Origin of the sequence: Klebsiella sp. JN_Kp122, from assembly GCF_040062085.1 — a bacterium.
Classification (GTDB): Bacteria; Pseudomonadota; Gammaproteobacteria; order Enterobacterales; family Enterobacteriaceae; genus Klebsiella; species Klebsiella aerogenes.
In genome coordinates this window covers 89,939-107,531 of record NZ_JBEAHW010000040.1, presented here as the reverse complement: position 1 = coordinate 107,531, position 17,593 = coordinate 89,939, and the positions used below count along the sequence as shown (strand labels likewise).

The window sequence follows — 17,593 nt, the reverse complement described above, 5'->3', positions numbered from 1 at the left end:
CTATTGATATGGCTAAATGGTGTAAAACGAAAGTAGAGGACCGGAAGATGGCCGAGACGCAAGAATTTGATGCGCTGATTATTGGCGGCGGCGCCACCGGCGCGGGAATCGCCCGCGACTGCGCCCTGCGCGGGTTACGTGTGGCGTTGATTGAGCGGCACGATATCGCCACCGGCGCCACCGGCCGCAACCATGGTCTGTTGCACAGCGGCGCGCGCTATGCCGTCACTGATAGCGAATCCGCGCGCGAATGTATCAGCGAGAATCGCATTTTACGTCGCATCGCCCGCCACTGCATTGAACCCACCAACGGGCTGTTTATCACCCTGCCTGAAGATGACATGGCCTGGCAGCAAACCTTTATCCACGCCTGTCAGCAGGCCGGTATTGATGCTAAACCGCTTACCCCCGCTGAAGCATTGCGTCTGGAACCCGCGGTCAACCCTACGCTGCTTGGCGCCGTACAGGTACCGGACGGCACCGTCGATCCGTTCCGCCTGACGGCCGCCAATATGCTCGACGCCCGCGAACACGGTGCGCAGATCCTTACCGGCTGCGAGGTCACCGGCCTGCTGCGTCAGAGCGATCGTGTGTACGGCGTACAGATCTACGATCATCAACGCCGCGAAGCGCGTAACATTCGCGCACAGGTGGTCGTCAACGCCGCCGGGATCTGGGGCCAACGCATCGCGGAGTACGCCGATCTGCGCATCTCCATGTTCCCGGCAAAAGGCTCGCTGCTGATCCTCGATCACCGCATTAATAACCAGGTGATTAACCGCTGCCGCAAGCCGGCGGATGCCGATATTCTGGTGCCCGGCGATACCATTTCGTTGATTGGCACCACCTCGACGCATATTCCTTATGACGAAATTGACGATAACCGGGTGACGACGGAAGAGGTCGATACGCTGCTGCGCGAAGGTGAAAAACTGGCGCCGATCATGGGGCGCACCCGGGTGCTACGCGCCTACTCCGGCGTCCGTCCGCTGGTCGCCAGCGATGACGATCCCAGCGGGCGCAGCGTCAGCCGCGGTATTGTGCTGCTCGACCACGCCCCGCGCGACGGTATGGAAGGCTTTATCACCATCACCGGCGGTAAGTTGATGACCTACCGTTTGATGGCGGAATGGGCCAGCGACGCCGTCTGCCGCAAACTCGGCAATGCTGAGCCGTGCCGCACCGCGGAGCGCCCGCTACCGGGTTCGCAGGAAGCCACAGAAACCACGCTGAAAAAGATTATCTCGCTACCGACGCCGCTGCGCGGGTCGGCGGTGTATCGCCACGGCGACCGCACCCCAGCATGGCTCGGCGACAGCCGCCAGCACCGTAGCCTGGTCTGCGAATGTGAAGCGGTCACCGCCGGGGAAGTGCAGTACGCGGTAGAGAATCTAGCGGTGAAGAATTTGCTCGACCTGCGCCGCCGTACCCGAGTCGGCATGGGCACCTGCCAGGGTGAACTGTGCGCCTGCCGCGCCGCCGGACTGCTCCAGCGCTTCAACGTCGCCACCCGGGCGCAGTCGTTAACTCAGCTGTCGGAATTTCTCAATGAGCGCTGGAAGGGCGTTCAGCCCATCGCCTGGGGCGACGCGCTGCGCGAAAGTGAATTTACCCGCTGGGTCTACCTCGGCTTATGCGGACTGCAAAAGGAGCATCAGGATGAAATTTGATTGCGCCATCGTCGGCGGCGGACTGGCCGGGCTGTTGTGCGGGCTGGCGCTGAATCAACACGGCCTGCGCTGCGTGATAATCAGCCGTGGGCAAAGCGCGCTGCACTTTTCCTCTGCTTCATTAGACCTGCTCTCGGCGCTGCCGAACGGCGATACCGTCACTGATGTCGTACAAGGTCTTCAGCAACTGGCCGTTCAGCTTCCTGAACACCCCTACTCCCGCCTCGGCGCCGACGCGGTGCTCGAATACGCCAGACAGACCGAAGCGCTGCTGGCCGCCTGCGGCGCGAACATGCAAGGCGAAGCGCGCCGACCGCACCTGCGGGTAACGCCGCTGGGGACGTTGCGACCGGCGTGGCTGTCGCCGGAAGAGGTTCCGCTGGCGCCCATCGCGCAGCAACGCGTATGCATGGTGGGGATTAGCGGTTTTGCCGATTTTCAGCCGCATCTGGCCGCCGCCGCCCTCGGACAGAGCGGAGTGGATGCCGCCGCGGCGGAGATTGATTTATCGCTGCTTGATGTGCTGCGCGATAACCCTACGGAGTTCCGTGCCGCCAACATCGCCCGCGTGCTTGATGATGAAAACCTGTGGCCTGCCCTGCAGTCCGCGCTGCTGCCGCTGGCGCAAGAGTACGAGCTGCTAATGATGCCCGCCTGTTTTGGGCTCGCGGATAATCGCCTCTGGCATTGGCTACAAGAACATCTGCCCTGCCCGCTGCGCCTGCTGCCGACGCTGCCGCCTTCGGTGCCGGGGATGCGCCTGCATAGCCAGCTTCAGCGCCAGTTCATCCGCACCGGCGGCACCTGGCTTGCCGGCGACGAGGTGGTGAAAATCAGCCATCAGCAGGGCGCCGTCGAGGCCGTCTGGACGCGAAATCACGGCGATATCGCACTGCGTCCGCGCTTTACCGTGTTGGCGAGCGGTAGCTTTTTCAGTAACGGTCTCGTCGCCACCCGTGATAGCGTGCGCGAACCGATCCTTGGCCTCGATCTGCAGCAAACGCTGGCGCGCGATAGCTGGTATCAGCGTGATTTCTTCGCATCACAACCGTGGCAGCGCTTTGGTTTGAAGACCGACCCTATGCTGCGCCCACACCTGCTCGGCCAGCCGCTAACGAATCTTTTCGCTATCGGCTCGCTGCTCGGCGGTTTCGATGCCATTCAACTCGGCTGCGGCGGCGGCGTTTGCGCCGTCACCGCGCTGCATGCCGCCAGACAGATCCACGCCCTTGCAGGAGGCCGGTCATGAACGATACCCGCTTTGAAAGCTGCATAAAATGCACGGTTTGTACCACCGCCTGCCCGGTGAGCCGGGTAAATCCGCGCTATCCCGGCCCGAAACAGGCGGGGCCGGACGGCGAACGTCTGCGTCTGAAAGATGGCGCGCTGTACGACGACGCGCTGAAATATTGTATTAATTGCAAACGCTGCGAGGTGGCCTGTCCATCTGATGTGAAAATCGGCGATATTATTCAACGCGCGCGTGCGCAGTACAGCCAGCAAACACCAACCCTGCGCGATGCCATCCTCAGCCATACCGATCTGATGGGCACCCTTTCCACGCCTTTTGCGCCGCTGGTCAACGCCACAACGGGGTTAAAACCGGTGCGCCGCCTGCTCGACGCGGCGCTGAAAATCGACCATCGCCGCACGCTGCCGAAATATGGCTTCGGCACCTTTCGCCGCGCTTACCGCCAGCTAGCCGCCGGACAGGCGCAGTACAGCGAGCAGGTGGCTTTCTTCCATGGCTGCTACGTCAACTATAACCACCCGCAATTGGGTAAGGATCTGATTCGCGTCGTCAACGCGCTGGGTACCGGCGTGCAGCTCTTATCAAAAGAAAAATGCTGCGGCGTCCCGCTTATCGCCAACGGCTTTTTTGACAAAGCGCGCAAGCAAGCGCACAGCAACGTCGCCGCCATGCGCGAAAACAGCTTGCCGATCATCGCCACCTCTTCAACCTGTACTTTTACCCTGCGCGATGAATATCCCCATCTCCTGGATATCGATAACAGCGATCTGCGGGATCGGGTGGAGTTAGCGACCCGCTGGATTTGGAAACAGCTCGATGCCGGCAAAACCCTTCCATTGCGCCCGCTGCCGCTGAAGGTGGTCTATCACACCCCATGTCATATGGAAAAAATGGGCTGGTCGCTATACACCCTTGAGCTTCTGCGCCAAATCCCGGGCCTACAGCTGGAAGTACTGGATTCGCAGTGCTGCGGTATCGCCGGCACCTTCGGTTTTAAGTCGGAAAACTATTCGTCGGCGCAGGCGATTGGCGCGCCATTATTTCGCCAGATTGAGGAGAGCGGCGCGGACGTAGTGATTACCGATTGCGAAACCTGCAAATGGCAGATTGAGATGTCCACCAGCAAGCGCTGCGAACATCCCATTACTCTGCTGGCGCAGGCGCTGAGCGCGCCTGCCTGAATCAGTCGATAAACAGCGTCTCGACGACGTTGATCCAACCATGCTCGCCGCTGACCGGCTTACCGTCGAGCCAGCGGCGCAGCATATTCAGCGCCATCATGGCACAGACTTCTTGCCGCACCGACAGCCCGTGACGATTAGCGCTGAACTTGACCCGCAGCGCGTGCGTACCTTCCGGTGTCGCCAGCACAAAGTTCAGGTAATCGGCCTCCTGACCGCTGACCGACAACGCCAGCCCGGCAAAATGGTTAACGCGCCGCTCGGCGGCCCAGCGCGCCGATTGCGCTAAGGTCTCCTCCTGCGCCGGCACCACTTCGCTGGCGAGAAGCGGCGCGTTAGCCCGCCTCAGCTGCAGCGCCAGCAGGCCACTGGTAAACTGTTCGCTCAAGGTCAGGCTAAGCTGACGCTCCTGCAGGCAACGCGCGATCTGCGCCGGTAAACCTTCCGTACCCTCAAAGATAAGGCTCTCTCCGGCTACCTTACGCACTTCTGGCCACAGCGCCAGCATTGCATCGCGCTGTTCGGCAGGACCGGTTAGTTTTAGCTCGATAATCGGCATTGACGAGCGATAGCCCATCACCACACCAGGGGGGAGCTGCAGGTGATTAAGGCTCTGAGCCAGCTCGCTTTCCGAACGTCCGAAGGTAGTTAAACGCAGACAGACAGGCGGCGACGGAAGCGTGAAGCGCGCACGTAAACGCGGTACGATCTCCTGCTCGACCATAACTTTAAATTCAGACGGCACGCCGGGGGTGAAAAACATCAGGCAGCGGTTGAGCTGTACGGCGAACCCGCAGGCAGTGCCCACCGGGTTATTGATCATTTCGGCGCTGGCGGGGATTTCCGCCTGCTTGCGATTGCTTTCCGCCATCGGCCGACCGCGCTCGGCAAAGAATCGCGTCATCGTCTCCAGCCATTCAGCGTTGAGGACCAACCCTTCGCCTTTCGCCGTCGCCGCCGCCAGCGCGCTAAGATCGTCGCTGGTCGGCCCCAGGCCGCCATTCACGATCAGCACATCCGCCTGTTCGCTGCGTTCGCGCAAAATAGCCACCAGCGCGTCGAGGTCATCGCCGACGGTATTGCGGCGCGTTAACGGTAAACCCTGATTAAAAAAGTAATCCGCCAGCCAGGCGGCATTGGTATCGACAATCTGCCCATGCAGCACTTCATCGCCGGTGGACAGCATTTCCACTTGTAGCATTATGAACTCCAGCCTGATAAGTCGAATTACTATAGCGCAAAGGCGCGGGCTGGCGACGAAGAAATTTGGCGCGGCGGAAGGCCGCGCCGGAGGATTAGAAGCTGGCGCTGGCGCCGATGTACGGACCGTCGGCGATGGTGTTATCACGGTTGCCGTCTTTGCCCGCCAGGTTCAGGTAGCGATAACCTGCCTGGATGCTAAGCGGACGCATGATGGTCCAGCTGGCGCCAACGTTCGCTTCTTCATAGCTATCGATGCCGCTGGAGAGTGAATCAGGCGAGTAGTAATAGTCGCCGTACAGACGGAAGCTATCGCCGATTTTCCACTGCAGGCCGCCGCCGACCGCTGCCGCGTAACCTTCATCGCCCTGCTTCGGATTAGTGTAAATGCCTTTGCCGCCCACGGTCGCCAGGAATGGTCCCAGCGGAATATTCAGACCCAGACCTAAGCCCGCGGCGTCGCCGTCGTTATCGCTATGCAACCAGTTGCCGGAAATAGCCAGGCCGGTGGATTCGGTTCCGAAGCCAACGCCGAGGTTGGTATAGTGCTCGCCGGCTTCGCCGGTAACGCTAATAGCATGGGCCGCCGAGGAAACCATCATTACCCCGGCCAGGGCCATAAAAATGCTCTTTTTCATTATTTACTCTATCCAGAAAAGAAGAATCAAAGAAGTCCCGAAAAAACCTGAAAATTCTACTGCGCACCCGTCAGGAATCAATGACCTGGCGAAATGATTTTTCACAAGAGTGTAACCAGTTGCGTCTTTTTACAGCAATACCGCCGCGCATTTGCGAAAGAAAGTAAATTCCACCGAATTCAAATTCAGCGGAATTATATTTAATTAAGTTGCATTGATTAAATAAATCTATATTAACCTGCGCAAACGGCGTCGCGCAGGTCGTTTGAAGGATGCAGAAAAATTAATGGGCGAGCAGCGCCAGACGCTCCGGCGCAAGCCCCGTCAGCTTCGCCACCAGCGCCGTATTTCCCTTGCGGTTTGCCGAGGCGCCTCGCAAACTGTTTCCTCGATACCTGGCCCGACTCACTGCGAAGGAGAAAAATCATGCGTCAAAGGACGATTGTTTGCCCGCTAATCCAAAATGATGGCCATTACCTGTTGTGCAAGATGGCTGCCGACCGCGGGGTTTTTCCCGGACAGTGGGCGCTGTCCGGCGGCGGCGTGGAGCCGGGGGAAACTATTGAAGAGGCGCTGCGACGTGAAGTCCGCGAGGAGCTTGGCGAAAAATTACAGTTGACCCGCATCACGCCATGGAGCTTCCGCGATGATACCCGCGTGAAAACCTATGCCGATGGTCGCCAGGAAGAGATCTACATGATCTATTTGATTTTCGATTGCATAAGCGCCAACCGCGAGGTCACTATCAACGAGGAATTCGACGATTACGCCTGGGTGAAGGGCGAAGACCTGCAACATTACGATCTTAATGCCGCGACCCGCCTCACCCTAAGCCAGAAAGGGCTGCTTTAAACCACGGTCAACAGACGCAGCGTCACCTTCAATCCCCCCAGGCTTTCGCTGCGCGACAGCTGCGGGCGGCTACGATGTAGACGCGCGATATCGTTTACCAGCGCCAGGCCCAGCCCGGCGCCGGGTATGCCGCCGACGTTATCGAGCCGACGAAACGGCGTCAGCGCCTGGTTAATCAGGTTTTCATCAATGCCCGGGCCGCTATCCTCCACGCTCAGCGTGACGGCTTCGCCATCGCGATGCAGGCTCAGCGTCACCGTCCCGCGTGCCGGAGTGTAGCGAATCGCATTGTCGAGCAGGTTGGCGCACAGTTCCCCCAACAAAACGCCATCCCCCAAAACGTTCACCGGCGACTGTTCGCCCTCATAACCCAGATCGATGTTTTTACTGCGCGCCTGGACAATACGCGAAAAACAGCTATGGTGCACGACCTCCTGCAGATCGACCGCGACAAACGCCTGCTCGCCCTGCTCCCGGCGTTTCACCGTCGCCAGCTGCAACAAACGTTCGGTGAGTAAAATCGTATCATCCAGCGTCGCGCGCATGGCCTGCAAACTCTCGCGCCACAGCCGCGGATCGTCGCTGGCCAGCGCTACCGAGGCTTGGGTTTTCAGGACCGCCAGCGGCGTTTTCAACTGATGTGAAGCATCGGCGCTAAAGCGTTCCTGCCGGGAGATCATGACCCGCAGGCGGTCGATATAGCGATTAAAAGCCACGATCAGCAGACGCGTTTCCGACCACGGCAACAATTCCGGTAGCGGCGTCAGCAGGCCGGGTTCGCGGCGCACCATCAGCGCCGAGAGCTGACGCATTGGCCGCAGAACGCGGCGCAGTAGCCACCCCGCCAGTACCAACGTCAACAGCACTAATAAGCCCTGCGATACCCAGGATGAGAACAGCAGTTGTCCGGCCAGCCAGCGCCGCGACTGCAGCGTTTCGGCAATATAAATCTCCGCCATTCCGACGATGCCGCCTTCGTTGACCGGTTGTAGCAGGCGCGCCACGCGAATTGCCTGGCCGCGATATTCGGTATGATAAAACCATGCCAGCGCCGGGTAGAGCTGGGTTCGTGAAGTGGCCGGCGGCATCGCCGGCAGATCGTCAAAACCGGAGATCACTTTCCCCTGCGGGTCGACCACCTTGTAATACAACCGGTCGTTCATGTTGAGTTCAAAGCTGTCCAGCACCACCCAGGGCACATTGACCTCCAGATGGCCGCCGCGCACTACCAGCCGCTCCGCCACGGTGCGCGCCGAGGAGAGCAGCGTACGATCGTAGGCCTGCGTCGCCGCCTGCAGCGCGCTCACGTAGCTATTGAATGCCGATAGCCCCCACAACAGCGCCAGCGGCAGGCCGAGGAACAGCAGCAGTTGGGCATACAGCGACTGCGGTTTACCCCATTTCATGCGGCTCACACTCCAGCAGATAACCCAGCCCGCGTAGCGTAGTGATACGCACGTTACTCTGCTGGAGCTTCTTGCGCAGACGGTGAATGTAAAGTTCGATGCTTTCCGGGCTGACGTCGTCGCTGAGGCTAAACACCTGTTCAAATAGCTGCTGGCGGGAAACCGGACGGGTACGGCGAAACATCAGCACTTTCAACAGCGCCAGCTCGCGCGGCGTCAGGGACAACATCTCACCACGCAGCAGAAAATAGCCTTCATCGCGATATTCCAGATCGCCAAGCTGCTGCACCTCATGCACCTGCCCTTCGCTGCGTCGCAGCAGCGCCCGCAGCCGGGCATCGAGCTCCTCCAGCTCAAAAGGTTTGGGTAGGTAATCGTCGGCGCCGACGTTCAGCCCTTTCACCCGATCCGCTACCGCGCTGCGCGCGGTCAACAGCAGCACCGGCAGCGTTTGTCCACGCTTACGCAACCGCTGTACCACCTCGAGGCCATCTAAGCCCGGCATACCGATATCCAGCACCACCAGCGCATATTTTTCACTTTGCAGCAGGTGATCCGCCGCCCGGCCATCAAAAACGCAATCCACGGCAAAACCGCCCTGCACCAGCGCTTTTTCCAGCCAGTGAGCCAGCTCACGGTTATCCTCGGCTAATAAGAGACGCATATCACATCCTGTAAAGTTGCTGCCGCATTGAAAGGGAAATGAAAGGTAACTGTTTTAACAATCACGCAACCGAATCGCCACATGTCGGTTCACATAATCAGAAAAACATTCCCTGTACCTACTGAGGAAGCCTATGAAAACGCCATTTTTCCGCCATCTTAGCGCCATCGCGCTGTGCCTCTGTACAACCACCGCTTTCGCGGCGCAAGCCCCGTCCCGCACCGAATGTATCGCGCCCGCCAAACCCGGCGGTGGTTTCGACCTTACCTGTAAGCTAATTCAGGTGAGCCTGATGGAAACCGGCGCGATCGAAAAACCGATGCGCGTTACCTATATGCCCGGCGGCGTCGGCGCGGTGGCCTACAACGCCATCGTCGCTCAGCGCCCGGCGGAAGCCGGAACCGTGGTCGCTTTTTCCGGCGGTTCGCTGCTGAATTTGTCGCAGGGGAAATTCGGCCGCTACGGCGTTGATGACGTACGCTGGCTGGCCAGCGTCGGTACCGACTACGGCATGATTGCCGTGCGCGCAGATTCGCCATGGAAAGACCTGAAGTCATTCATGAGTGCAATGGAGAAAAATCCCGCCACTATCGTCATTGGCGCCGGGGCCTCCATCGGCAGCCAGGACTGGATGAAAGCGGCGCTGCTGGCGCAAAAAGCCAACGTTGACCCGCACAAGATGCGCTACGTCGCCTTTGAGGGCGGCGGCGAGCCGGTAACCGCCCTGCTCGGCAACCATGTGCAGGCGGTCTCCGGCGATCTGAGTGAAATGGTGCCTTACCTGCAGGGAAATAAGATCCGCGTCCTGGCGGTCTTCTCCAACGAACGTCTGCCGGGCGCGCTGGCTGATGTTCCTACCGCTAAAGAGCAGGGCTATGACCTGGTCTGGCCGATTATTCGTGGCTTCTTTATGGGCCCGAAAGTAAGCGATGCCGACTACCAGTGGTGGGTTGATGAATTCACTAAACTGCAGCAAACCGATGAGTTCAAAAAGCAACGTGAACTGCGCGGCCTGTTTGAATTCAACATGAACGGCAAGGAACTCGATACCTATGTAAAACAGCAGGTCAGCGATTATCGCGAACAGGCGAAAGCCTTTGGCCTGGCTAAATAATCCGCGGAGGCGCTAATGAGCGATCGTATCTTTGCCGGAGTCTGGCTGTTGTTATGCATTGGCGGCCTGTTTATCGCCTGGCAGATCCACAGCGAATACTCGTATGAACCCGTCGGCCCGCGTCCTTTCCCGTTGGGCATTATCGGCCTGATGCTACTGTGTTCAGCGCTGATGCTGCTGCGTCGCCCGGACGCCATCGAGTGGCCGGGACGACATGTCCTGCAACGGCTGTTAACCATGGTCGTGGTGCTGGTGGTCTATGCCTGGGGATTTGAATGGCTGGGCTTTCCGCTGGCGACCGCGCTGCTGACGGCGGTGATCGGCCTGCTATTCGGCGCCACGCTACCGGCGGCAGGCATTGCCGGCGTGGTGATGGGCGTCTCGTTATGGTACGCCTTCGATACCTTACTTGATGTGACTCTGCCGCTTGGCGTCTGGTTAAATTAACGGAGAAGCTTATGGATACCTGGATCTATCTGTCGCAGGGTTTCGCCGTCGCCATGACGCCGGAAAATCTGCTTATCGCCCTCATCGGCTGCTTTGTCGGAACCATCGTCGGGCTGCTGCCCGGCCTCGGGCCGATTAACGGCGTCGCCATTCTGCTGCCGCTGGCCTTTGCCCTGCACCTGCCCGCGGAATCGGCGCTGATCCTGTTGGCGACGGTCTATATCGGTTGCGAATATGGCGGGCGTATTTCATCTATCCTGCTGAACGTACCCGGCGATGCCGCCGCCATCATGACGGCGCTTGATGGCTATCCCATGGCGCAGCAAGGGCGCGGCGGCGTCGCGCTGTCGATTTCCGCCGTCAGCTCTTTCTTCGGTTCGCTTATCGCGATCGGCGGCATTATTCTGTTCGCGCCGCTTCTCGCCCAGTGGTCACTGGCGTTCGGCCCGGCGGAATATTTCGCGCTGATGGTGTTTGCCATCGCCTGCCTCGGCAGCATGATGGCGCAAAACCCGCTGAAATCGTTCCTCGCGGCGTTAATCGGTTTGGGCCTGGCGACGGTGGGCGTCGATGCCAACACCGGGGTTTACCGCTTTACCTTCGACAGCGTCCATCTCTCCGATGGCGTGCAATTTATTGTGGTGGTTATCGGCCTGTTCTCCGTTTCCGAGATCCTGTTGATGCTGGAGAGCACCAGCGGTGGGCAAACGCTGGTGCGTAAAACCGGGCGCATGCTGTTTAACACCAAAGAGGCCGCGCAGTGCGTCGGCGCGACCCTGCGTTCTTCCGTGGTGGGTTTCTTCGTCGGTATTCTGCCCGGCGCCGGGGCGACCATCGCCAGCGCCATCACCTATATGACGGAGAAAAAAATCAGTGGTAATAGCGATAACTTCGGCAAGGGGGATATTCGCGGCGTAGCGGCGCCGGAAGCCGCGAATAACGCCTCCGCCTGCGGTTCGTTTATTCCAATGCTGACGCTCGGCGTGCCTGGTTCCGGCACCACCGCGGTCATGATGGGCGCGCTGACGCTATATAACATTACGCCCGGCCCGGCGATGTTCACCGAACAGCCGGATATCGTCTGGGGGCTCATCGCCGCGCTGCTTATCGCCAACGTGATGCTGCTTATTATGAACATTCCGCTGATTGGCCTGTTCACCCGCATGCTGACGATCCCGCTATGGTTCCTGGTACCGGCCATCGCCGCCGTTTCCGCCGTCGGCGTCTATGCGGTGCATAGCACCACCTTTGACCTGTTGCTGATGGTTGGCCTCGGCGTGCTCGGCTACATCATGCGTAAAATGCACTTCCCGATGTCGCCGCTGATCCTCGGTTTTGTATTGGGCGAGATGCTGGAGCAGAACCTGCGCCGCGCGCTGTCGATCAGCAACGGTAATCTGGCTATCCTCTGGGAAAGCGGCGTAACCAAAACATTGCTGATGTTGGCTGTCGCCGTCCTGGTGGTACCGCCGCTGCTGCGTCTGAGACGTAAACAGCGCCAGCGCCGCGCCGAGGCTAATATCGGCTAAACCGGCGAATTGACCCATTCGCGCAGCGCCCGGCGCGAAATCTTAATCCCGCCGTTCTTTAACGTTTCCGGCAGCCGTAGCCACTGTACCGGCTGCTGGAAACGCGCTAACCGTTCAGCGCTCCATGCCGCCAGCGTGGCCATTTCGCAGCCATCCTCGCATTCAACCACCGCCACCGGGCGTTGGCCGTATTCGATATCATCCTGCGGCACAATAAACACCTGCTGAACCTGCGGATGGGCGAGTATCACACGCTCAACCTCCTCCGGCTGAATGCCTTCGCCGCCGCTAAAAAAGAGATTATCCAGCCGCCCAATAACCGACAGCCGACCGGCACGTAACACTCCGCGATCGCGCGTCGCAAACCAGCCTTCATCGTTGGTTAATGGCAGCAGTTGACCATCGCGCCAGTAGCCTGCGGCCATGCTCGCCGCCCGCAGCCAGATCTCGCCGGCGACAATTTTTACCTCCCGTCCCGGCAGCGCTTCGCCCACATCCGCCGCTCCGTCGGCCTCTTTGGCGCAGACCGTGGAGGCGAATTCGGTGAGGCCGTAGCCGCAGAAGCTGCGTATTCCCTGCGCTCGCGCCCTTTCGGTCAGCTCGACGGGGATCGCCGCGCCGCCAAGCAGCACCGCCTTGAGTGAAACATCGACATCGCCATTTAGCAGGCGCCATAGCTGAGTCGGTACCAGCGAAGCATGGGTACAGCCCCGCAGCGCCTGCTCCAGCGGTTGTCTATCGCGCACCGTCAGCCGCGCGCCAGCCAGCAGCCAGCGCCAGATGATCCCCTGCCCGGAGACATGGAACAACGGTAGCGACAGCAGCCAGTCGTCTTCCGCGGCAAACGGCATCAGCGCCAGCACGCCAGCGGCGCTGGCCAGATGGGCGCTGGCGCTATGTACCGCCGCCTTCGGCAGGCCGGTTGAGCCGGAGGTTAACGTCATCGACACCAGCCGTTCGCCATGCCAGCAAACGGCACAAGCGCCTTCTGCCGCCTGCAGAGTTAACGCCGGTAAATTCTCCGGCAGCGTATCACCGTTAAGCACCAGTTGATGCTGTATGGTTAACGCAGGCAGCAGTTCCTGCAGCAATGCCGTAGGCAACTGCGGATTAAGCGGCAGCACCCGCGCCCCGCACTGCAGCAGCGCCAGCCAGGCGAGTAGCGTCTCCGGCTGGTTGTAGGCCCGTAGCGCCACGCCCTGACCTTCCAATACGCCCTGCGCGGCAAAACCAGCCGCCAGCGCGTCAATCCGCGCGCATAGCTCACGCCAGGTCAACGCCTGGTCATTCAGGCGTAGCGCCTGCGACTCGCCGCGTAACTGACGCCAGTGGCGCCACGGCCAATCGGAAAACATCACAGCAGTTGCTCCAGCTCATCAGCATTGAATATTGGCAGCGTACTCTCCGGCCACGCCCGCACCAGCTGCGCGCCCATCAGCGCCAGCGTATCGAGTCCGGGGATAGTCTGCGGGGTCAGCCAGGCGGCGATCCTCGCCAGTTGCGTTAACCCCAGGCTGGACTCGATCGACGAGCTAATCACCGCGCTCAGCCCCAGCGCATGCGCCGCGGCGACCTGTTGCTGAACCTTTTGTAAGCTGCCGGTCAGCGTCGGTTTGATCACCACCGCGCGCACGCCGGGCTCGGCGACAAAACGGAAATCCGCTTCGCGCAGGCTTTCATCCCAGGCGATAGCAATACCAGTCTGCTGGCTGAATTCACGCGAATCGTCGCGGCTTTTGCACGGTTCTTCGAGAAAAGCAATGCGTTGGCGATACGCCGGATTAACATATTTGGCGAACTGCTGCGCTTTGATCGGCGTCCACGCCCGGTTGGCATCCAGCCGCAGCTGCAGGTCGGGGATCGCTTCCAGTAGCAGATTCACCACCATGCCGTCGCGTACCGCCTCCCACAGCCCTACTTTCACCTTAGCGACTTTCTCGCCGGGCATCGCCGCCAGTTTGGCGAACAGTTCATCCGGGTCGCCGGAACAGAGCGGCGCCGCGCGATAATCCGCCGCCTGTGGTAGCTCGCCGCCAAGCTCCGCCTGCGCGCAGCTAATACCAAAAGCGACGGAGGGCTGCATGGGAAGCGGCGGCTCGGCGCCGTCGCGCCAGGCCCGCGCCCACGCCAGCAGCGCCATTTGCGCCTCTTCCAGAGTTTCGTCACTGAATCCTGGCAGGGGAGAAATTTCCCCCCAGCCTTCGCGCTCACCCTCCTGCAGACGGATGAACAGCCCGTCGCGGGTTTTTAACCGCCGTTCGCGCAGAACCACGCCCGCGTCCATCGGTATCTGCCAGCGGTAAACCTGCGAAACGCGCATTATGGATTCCGTTTAAATTTGCTGAAGTCCGGCTGACGTTTCTGGTTAAAAGCGTTACGTCCTTCCTGCCCTTCTTCCGTCATGTAGAACAGCATAGTGGCGTTACCCGCCAGCTCCTGCAGCCCGGCCTGGCCATCGCAGTCGGCGTTCAACGCCGCTTTCAGGCAGCGCAGCGCCATCGGGCTGTTTTGCAGCATTTCACGACACCAGCGCACGGTCTCTTTTTCCAGATCCGCCAACGGGACCACGGTATTCACCAGCCCCATATCCAGCGCCTGCTGGGCGTCGTACTGACGGCACAGGAACCAGATTTCGCGCGCTTTTTTCTGCCCGACGATACGCGCCATATAGGAAGCGCCCCAGCCGCCATCAAAGGAGCCGACTTTTGGCCCGGTCTGGCCAAAGATGGCATTGTCCGCCGCGATGGTCAGGTCGCACATCATGTGCAGTACGTGGCCGCCGCCGATAGAGTAACCGGCGACCATCGCTACTACCGGTTTCGGGCAGGTGCGGATCTGGCGCTGGAAGTCGAGTACGTTGAGATGGTGAACGCCGGAGTCGTCCTGATAGCCGCCGTAGTCGCCGCGGACTTTCTGGTCGCCGCCGGCGCAGAAAGCTTTATCGCCTTCACCAGTCAGTACGATAACGCCGATATTGTCGTCATAGCGGGCATCCGCCAGCGCCTGAATCATCTCTTTGACGGTCAGCGGACGGAAGGCGTTGCGCACCTGCGGACGATTGATAGTGATTTTAGCAATCCCGTCAGTCGATTTTTGATAACGAATATCGGTATAGCCTTCTGAGCAATCGTGCCATTCAACGGGGGCGTAGAGCATTGCTTCATCAAGAGAGATCATAGAATGTCCTTCAGTTAACTTGCCAGAATCTGCGCCAGACAGGCAATCACCGCCTCGGGGTTGTCCCGGTGCGCGTTGTGTCCGGCATGGTGAATGATATGGGTATCGGCGGCGAGCGCTTGCGCGATAGCGCGAAACTTCGCGTCGCGTTCGCCGCACAGGTAGTGAAAAGGAAAATCGCGAGCCTGCAGAGACGGGCGCAAATCGGCCTGCCGGGCAAGGGAGGTCGCCTCCAGCATCGCCGCCAGCGTAGCGCCGTTATTGCGGCGACGTAGGGCGACCAATGACGCGCGCTGCGCCGCATTCAGCGAAGCGAAGACCGGTTGCTGATACCAGTCGGCGAAGACCTGCGCTAACGGCTCGCGGCGAAAACGTTCCGCCCAGGCGCTATCGTTGATGAGCCGCGCCTGCCGCGACGCTTCGTCCTGCAGGCCCGGATGTCCGCCCTCAACAATCAGGCCGCGCAGGCCCGCGCGCGGCTGGCAGGCGAAGTTCATCGCCACCCGGCCGCCCAGGGAGTAGCCAACCAACCAGTAATCCAGGATGTTGTAACTATTTAGCGTAGCCTGCAGTAATTCGCTAACCCCGGTAAAGCCATCGACCGCGATATCCGCCGAGCCACCGTGCCCCGGCAGATCGAGATACAGCCGCGGCCAGGCCGGAAACGCTTCGCCAACCGTACGCCACTCGTCGCGGTCTCCGGAAAAGCCGTGCAGGAATACCAGCCAGGGATAACCCGGCTGGCCGCTTTCAACCGTCGCGTTGAGCGTCACAGGCGGCTTACCTGCGCCAGCAGTTGCTGGAGAGTCTGCGTACCGTCGGTCTCGTTAACCGCCAGCTCAATTACCGTCGCCCCGGCGCGGCGCCACGCGCCTGCCAGCGCCTCATCCAGCGACTGCCAGTCATCAGGGCGATGATAAGCCAGACCGAACATCGCCGCCGCATGGCTGAAATCCACGTCCTGCGGCATTAAATAGAACTGGCGGCGCTCGTCCTGCGGCGTCGGCAGCATAGAGAAAATCTGCCCGCCGTTATTATTGACCACGATCAGCACCAGCGGCGCCGACGCCTGGCGCAGCAGGGCCAGCGAGTTGAGATCGTATAACGCCGAAAGATCGCCGACGATTGCAAGCGTAGGCCGGGCGCTCGCCCGCTGCACGCCGGCGGCGGTCGCCAATAGGCCATCGATGCCGCTGGCGCCGCGATTACTATAGACCGGATAACCCGCCGGCAGTTGCCCCAGCGCGTCTATCAGGCGTACCACTAAACTGTTGCCAACAAACAGCTGTCCCTGGTCCGGCAAATAGCGCCGAATGCGCTGCGCCAGCTGCGCTTCGCCAAAAGGCTCGTTGCTGGCGACCGCGGCCTGCCACGCCTGCCCGGCAAGCTGCGGGATCACCGTCGCCCACGGCTGACGTTTCTCCGCCGGATGCAGTTCGAGCCAGCGCTCAACGCTTGAGAGCAGACGGCGACCGCGGTGCTGCGCCGGATCGAGGCGACCGCGCAGATTATCCACCAGCCAGTATTCATCCGGCTCGCAGGTCGCCTGCCACTGGAGCACGCGTTTGCCGGTCAGACTGCTACCGAGTTGCACGACGATTTGCGCCTGCGCCAGTTCGCTGACCGCTTTACCGTTGCCCAGCCACAGGTCGGCGCACGGCAACGGCTGCCCGGTCTGCGACAGGACATCGCCAATCAGCGGCCAGCCGAGGGTCTGCGCCCATTCAGCCACTTTTTTACCTTCCGCGGCGCTCATCCTGCCCGCGACCACTACGCCGCGTTTTTGCCGCCAGAAGAACCAGTCGCGCTGTTTCTCACTCTCCATCTGCAGCGCCTGACGCAGCCAGGGCTTATCGCTCTGCCACCAGTTGCCGAGCTGCTGTTGCCACTCCAGCCCGGTATCGTCCATATCGCCATATAGCGGCTCAGCGAACGGGCAGTTGATATGCACCCCGCCGGCATGCAGCTCGCCCAGCGCCTGATCGATGGTCGAGACCAACCAGCGCGCGGAAATATCCTGCGAAGGACGCGGTAAAGAAACGGTCTGCGCAGGATGAGAAGCAAACATTCCCGGTTGGCGGATGGCCTGATTGGCGCCGCAGTCGATAAGCTCCGGCGGGCGGTCGGCGGTCAGCAGGATCAGTTTTTCACCCGTCAGGCCCGCTTCAATCAGCGCCGGATAGAGATTCGCGGTTGCGGTTCCGGAGGTCACAATCACCGCCACCGGCTGGCGGCTGGCCTTCGCCAGTCCCAGCGCCAGGTGGCCAAGACCACGTTCGTCAAAATGAGTATGATGAATAAAAGCGCGGTTTTCCGCCGCCGCCAGGGTTAAGGGCGTCGAGCGCGAGCCTGGGGCAATGCAAATGTGCTGCACGCCGTGGCGGGTTAAAGCTTCAAGGATCACCGCCGCCCAGCGTCGGTTAAATGCGCTTACTGACATGAAATTGTCCGGTATCAAATATT

At 60.4% G+C, this 17,593-nt stretch carries 16 protein-coding genes; 7 read left to right on the top strand and 9 right to left on the bottom strand.

Going from position 1 to position 17,593, the window contains the following annotated elements:
- Window positions 1-47: 47 nt before the first annotated feature.
- From glpA to glpC, 3 genes are read left to right on the top strand one after another with little or no spacing between them, the layout of a single operon-like run.
- Window positions 48-1,670 (top strand): anaerobic glycerol-3-phosphate dehydrogenase subunit A, encoded by a 1,623-nt coding sequence (gene glpA, locus ABLU78_RS16535; RefSeq protein ID WP_048229136.1) that lies wholly within the window; start codon window positions 48-50, stop codon window positions 1,668-1,670.
- A complete protein-coding gene (gene glpB, locus ABLU78_RS16530) occupies window positions 1,660-2,919 on the top strand; it encodes a glycerol-3-phosphate dehydrogenase subunit GlpB (protein ID WP_048229137.1) in 1,260 nt (419 codons plus the stop codon). The genes glpA and glpB overlap by 11 nt, the downstream gene beginning before the upstream one ends.
- On the top strand, window positions 2,916-4,103 hold the full coding sequence (gene glpC, locus ABLU78_RS16525; RefSeq protein WP_047038218.1) for an anaerobic glycerol-3-phosphate dehydrogenase subunit GlpC: 1,188 nt from the start codon (window positions 2,916-2,918) through the stop codon (window positions 4,101-4,103). Before glpB ends, glpC begins: the two co-directional genes overlap by 4 nt.
- 1 nt (window position 4,104) lies before the next feature.
- On the opposite strand, the gene ABLU78_RS16520 is transcribed toward glpC, so the two are convergent.
- Complete coding sequence (locus ABLU78_RS16520) at window positions 4,105-5,304, bottom strand: nicotinamide mononucleotide deamidase-related protein YfaY (RefSeq protein ID WP_045386163.1); 1,200 nt, start codon at window positions 5,302-5,304, stop codon at window positions 4,105-4,107.
- Between the two features lie 94 nt (window positions 5,305-5,398).
- Window positions 5,399-5,941 carry a YfaZ family outer membrane protein gene (locus ABLU78_RS16515; RefSeq protein ID WP_015365610.1) on the bottom strand — a complete coding sequence of 181 codons (543 nt, stop codon included), beginning with the start codon at window positions 5,939-5,941 and terminating at the stop codon, window positions 5,399-5,401.
- 426 nt (window positions 5,942-6,367) lie between these two features.
- Here ABLU78_RS16515 and nudI point away from each other — a divergent pair, with 426 nt between their 5' ends.
- Complete coding sequence (gene nudI, locus ABLU78_RS16510) at window positions 6,368-6,793, top strand: nucleoside triphosphatase NudI (protein ID WP_015365608.1); 426 nt, start codon at window positions 6,368-6,370, stop codon at window positions 6,791-6,793.
- On the opposite strand, the gene ABLU78_RS16505 is transcribed toward nudI, so the two are convergent.
- Window positions 6,790-8,199 carry a sensor histidine kinase gene (locus ABLU78_RS16505; protein ID WP_048229138.1) on the bottom strand — a complete coding sequence of 470 codons (1,410 nt, stop codon included), beginning with the start codon at window positions 8,197-8,199 and terminating at the stop codon, window positions 6,790-6,792. The two genes, nudI and ABLU78_RS16505, sit on opposite strands and share 4 nt — an antisense overlap.
- Window positions 8,186-8,863, bottom strand: coding sequence for a transcriptional regulator TctD (gene tctD / locus ABLU78_RS16500; RefSeq protein WP_032712083.1), 678 nt, complete (start codon window positions 8,861-8,863; stop codon window positions 8,186-8,188). The genes ABLU78_RS16505 and tctD overlap by 14 nt, the downstream gene beginning before the upstream one ends.
- A 133-nt stretch (window positions 8,864-8,996) precedes the next feature.
- On the opposite strand from tctD, the gene ABLU78_RS16495 reads away from it, so the two are divergent.
- Genes ABLU78_RS16495 through ABLU78_RS16485 form a run of 3 tightly spaced genes read left to right on the top strand, consistent with a single transcriptional unit; the run spans window position 8,997 to window position 11,953 of the window.
- Window positions 8,997-9,977, top strand: a complete 981-nt coding sequence (locus ABLU78_RS16495; protein WP_015365605.1) for a tripartite tricarboxylate transporter substrate binding protein — start codon at window positions 8,997-8,999, stop codon at window positions 9,975-9,977.
- A 15-nt stretch (window positions 9,978-9,992) separates the two neighbouring features.
- Window positions 9,993-10,424 carry a tripartite tricarboxylate transporter TctB family protein gene (locus tag ABLU78_RS16490; protein WP_015365604.1) on the top strand — a complete coding sequence of 144 codons (432 nt, stop codon included), beginning with the start codon at window positions 9,993-9,995 and terminating at the stop codon, window positions 10,422-10,424.
- 11 nt (window positions 10,425-10,435) lie between these two features.
- Complete coding sequence (locus ABLU78_RS16485; RefSeq protein ID WP_015365603.1) at window positions 10,436-11,953, top strand: tripartite tricarboxylate transporter permease; 1,518 nt, start codon at window positions 10,436-10,438, stop codon at window positions 11,951-11,953.
- On the opposite strand, the gene menE is transcribed toward ABLU78_RS16485, so the two are convergent.
- From menE to menD, 5 genes are read right to left on the bottom strand one after another with little or no spacing between them, the layout of a single operon-like run.
- On the bottom strand, window positions 11,950-13,311 hold the full coding sequence (menE, locus tag ABLU78_RS16480) for an o-succinylbenzoate--CoA ligase (protein WP_026612252.1): 1,362 nt from the start codon (window positions 13,309-13,311) through the stop codon (window positions 11,950-11,952). The two genes, ABLU78_RS16485 and menE, sit on opposite strands and share 4 nt — an antisense overlap.
- On the bottom strand, window positions 13,308-14,273 hold the full coding sequence (gene menC, locus ABLU78_RS16475) for an o-succinylbenzoate synthase (RefSeq protein ID WP_047044977.1): 966 nt from the start codon (window positions 14,271-14,273) through the stop codon (window positions 13,308-13,310). The genes menE and menC overlap by 4 nt, the downstream gene beginning before the upstream one ends.
- The gene (gene menB / locus ABLU78_RS16470; protein WP_015365600.1) at window positions 14,273-15,130 is read right to left on the bottom strand and encodes a 1,4-dihydroxy-2-naphthoyl-CoA synthase; all 858 of its coding nucleotides are present in this window, start codon (window positions 15,128-15,130) and stop codon (window positions 14,273-14,275) included. The genes menC and menB overlap by 1 nt, the downstream gene beginning before the upstream one ends.
- 14 nt (window positions 15,131-15,144) lie before the next feature.
- Window positions 15,145-15,903 (bottom strand): 2-succinyl-6-hydroxy-2,4-cyclohexadiene-1-carboxylate synthase, encoded by a 759-nt coding sequence (gene menH, locus ABLU78_RS16465; RefSeq protein WP_048229145.1) that lies wholly within the window; start codon window positions 15,901-15,903, stop codon window positions 15,145-15,147.
- Window positions 15,900-17,570, bottom strand: a complete 1,671-nt coding sequence (gene menD / locus ABLU78_RS16460) for a 2-succinyl-5-enolpyruvyl-6-hydroxy-3-cyclohexene-1-carboxylic-acid synthase (protein WP_047466133.1) — start codon at window positions 17,568-17,570, stop codon at window positions 15,900-15,902. Before menD ends, menH begins: the two co-directional genes overlap by 4 nt.
- Between the last annotated feature and the right edge of the window lie 23 nt (window positions 17,571-17,593).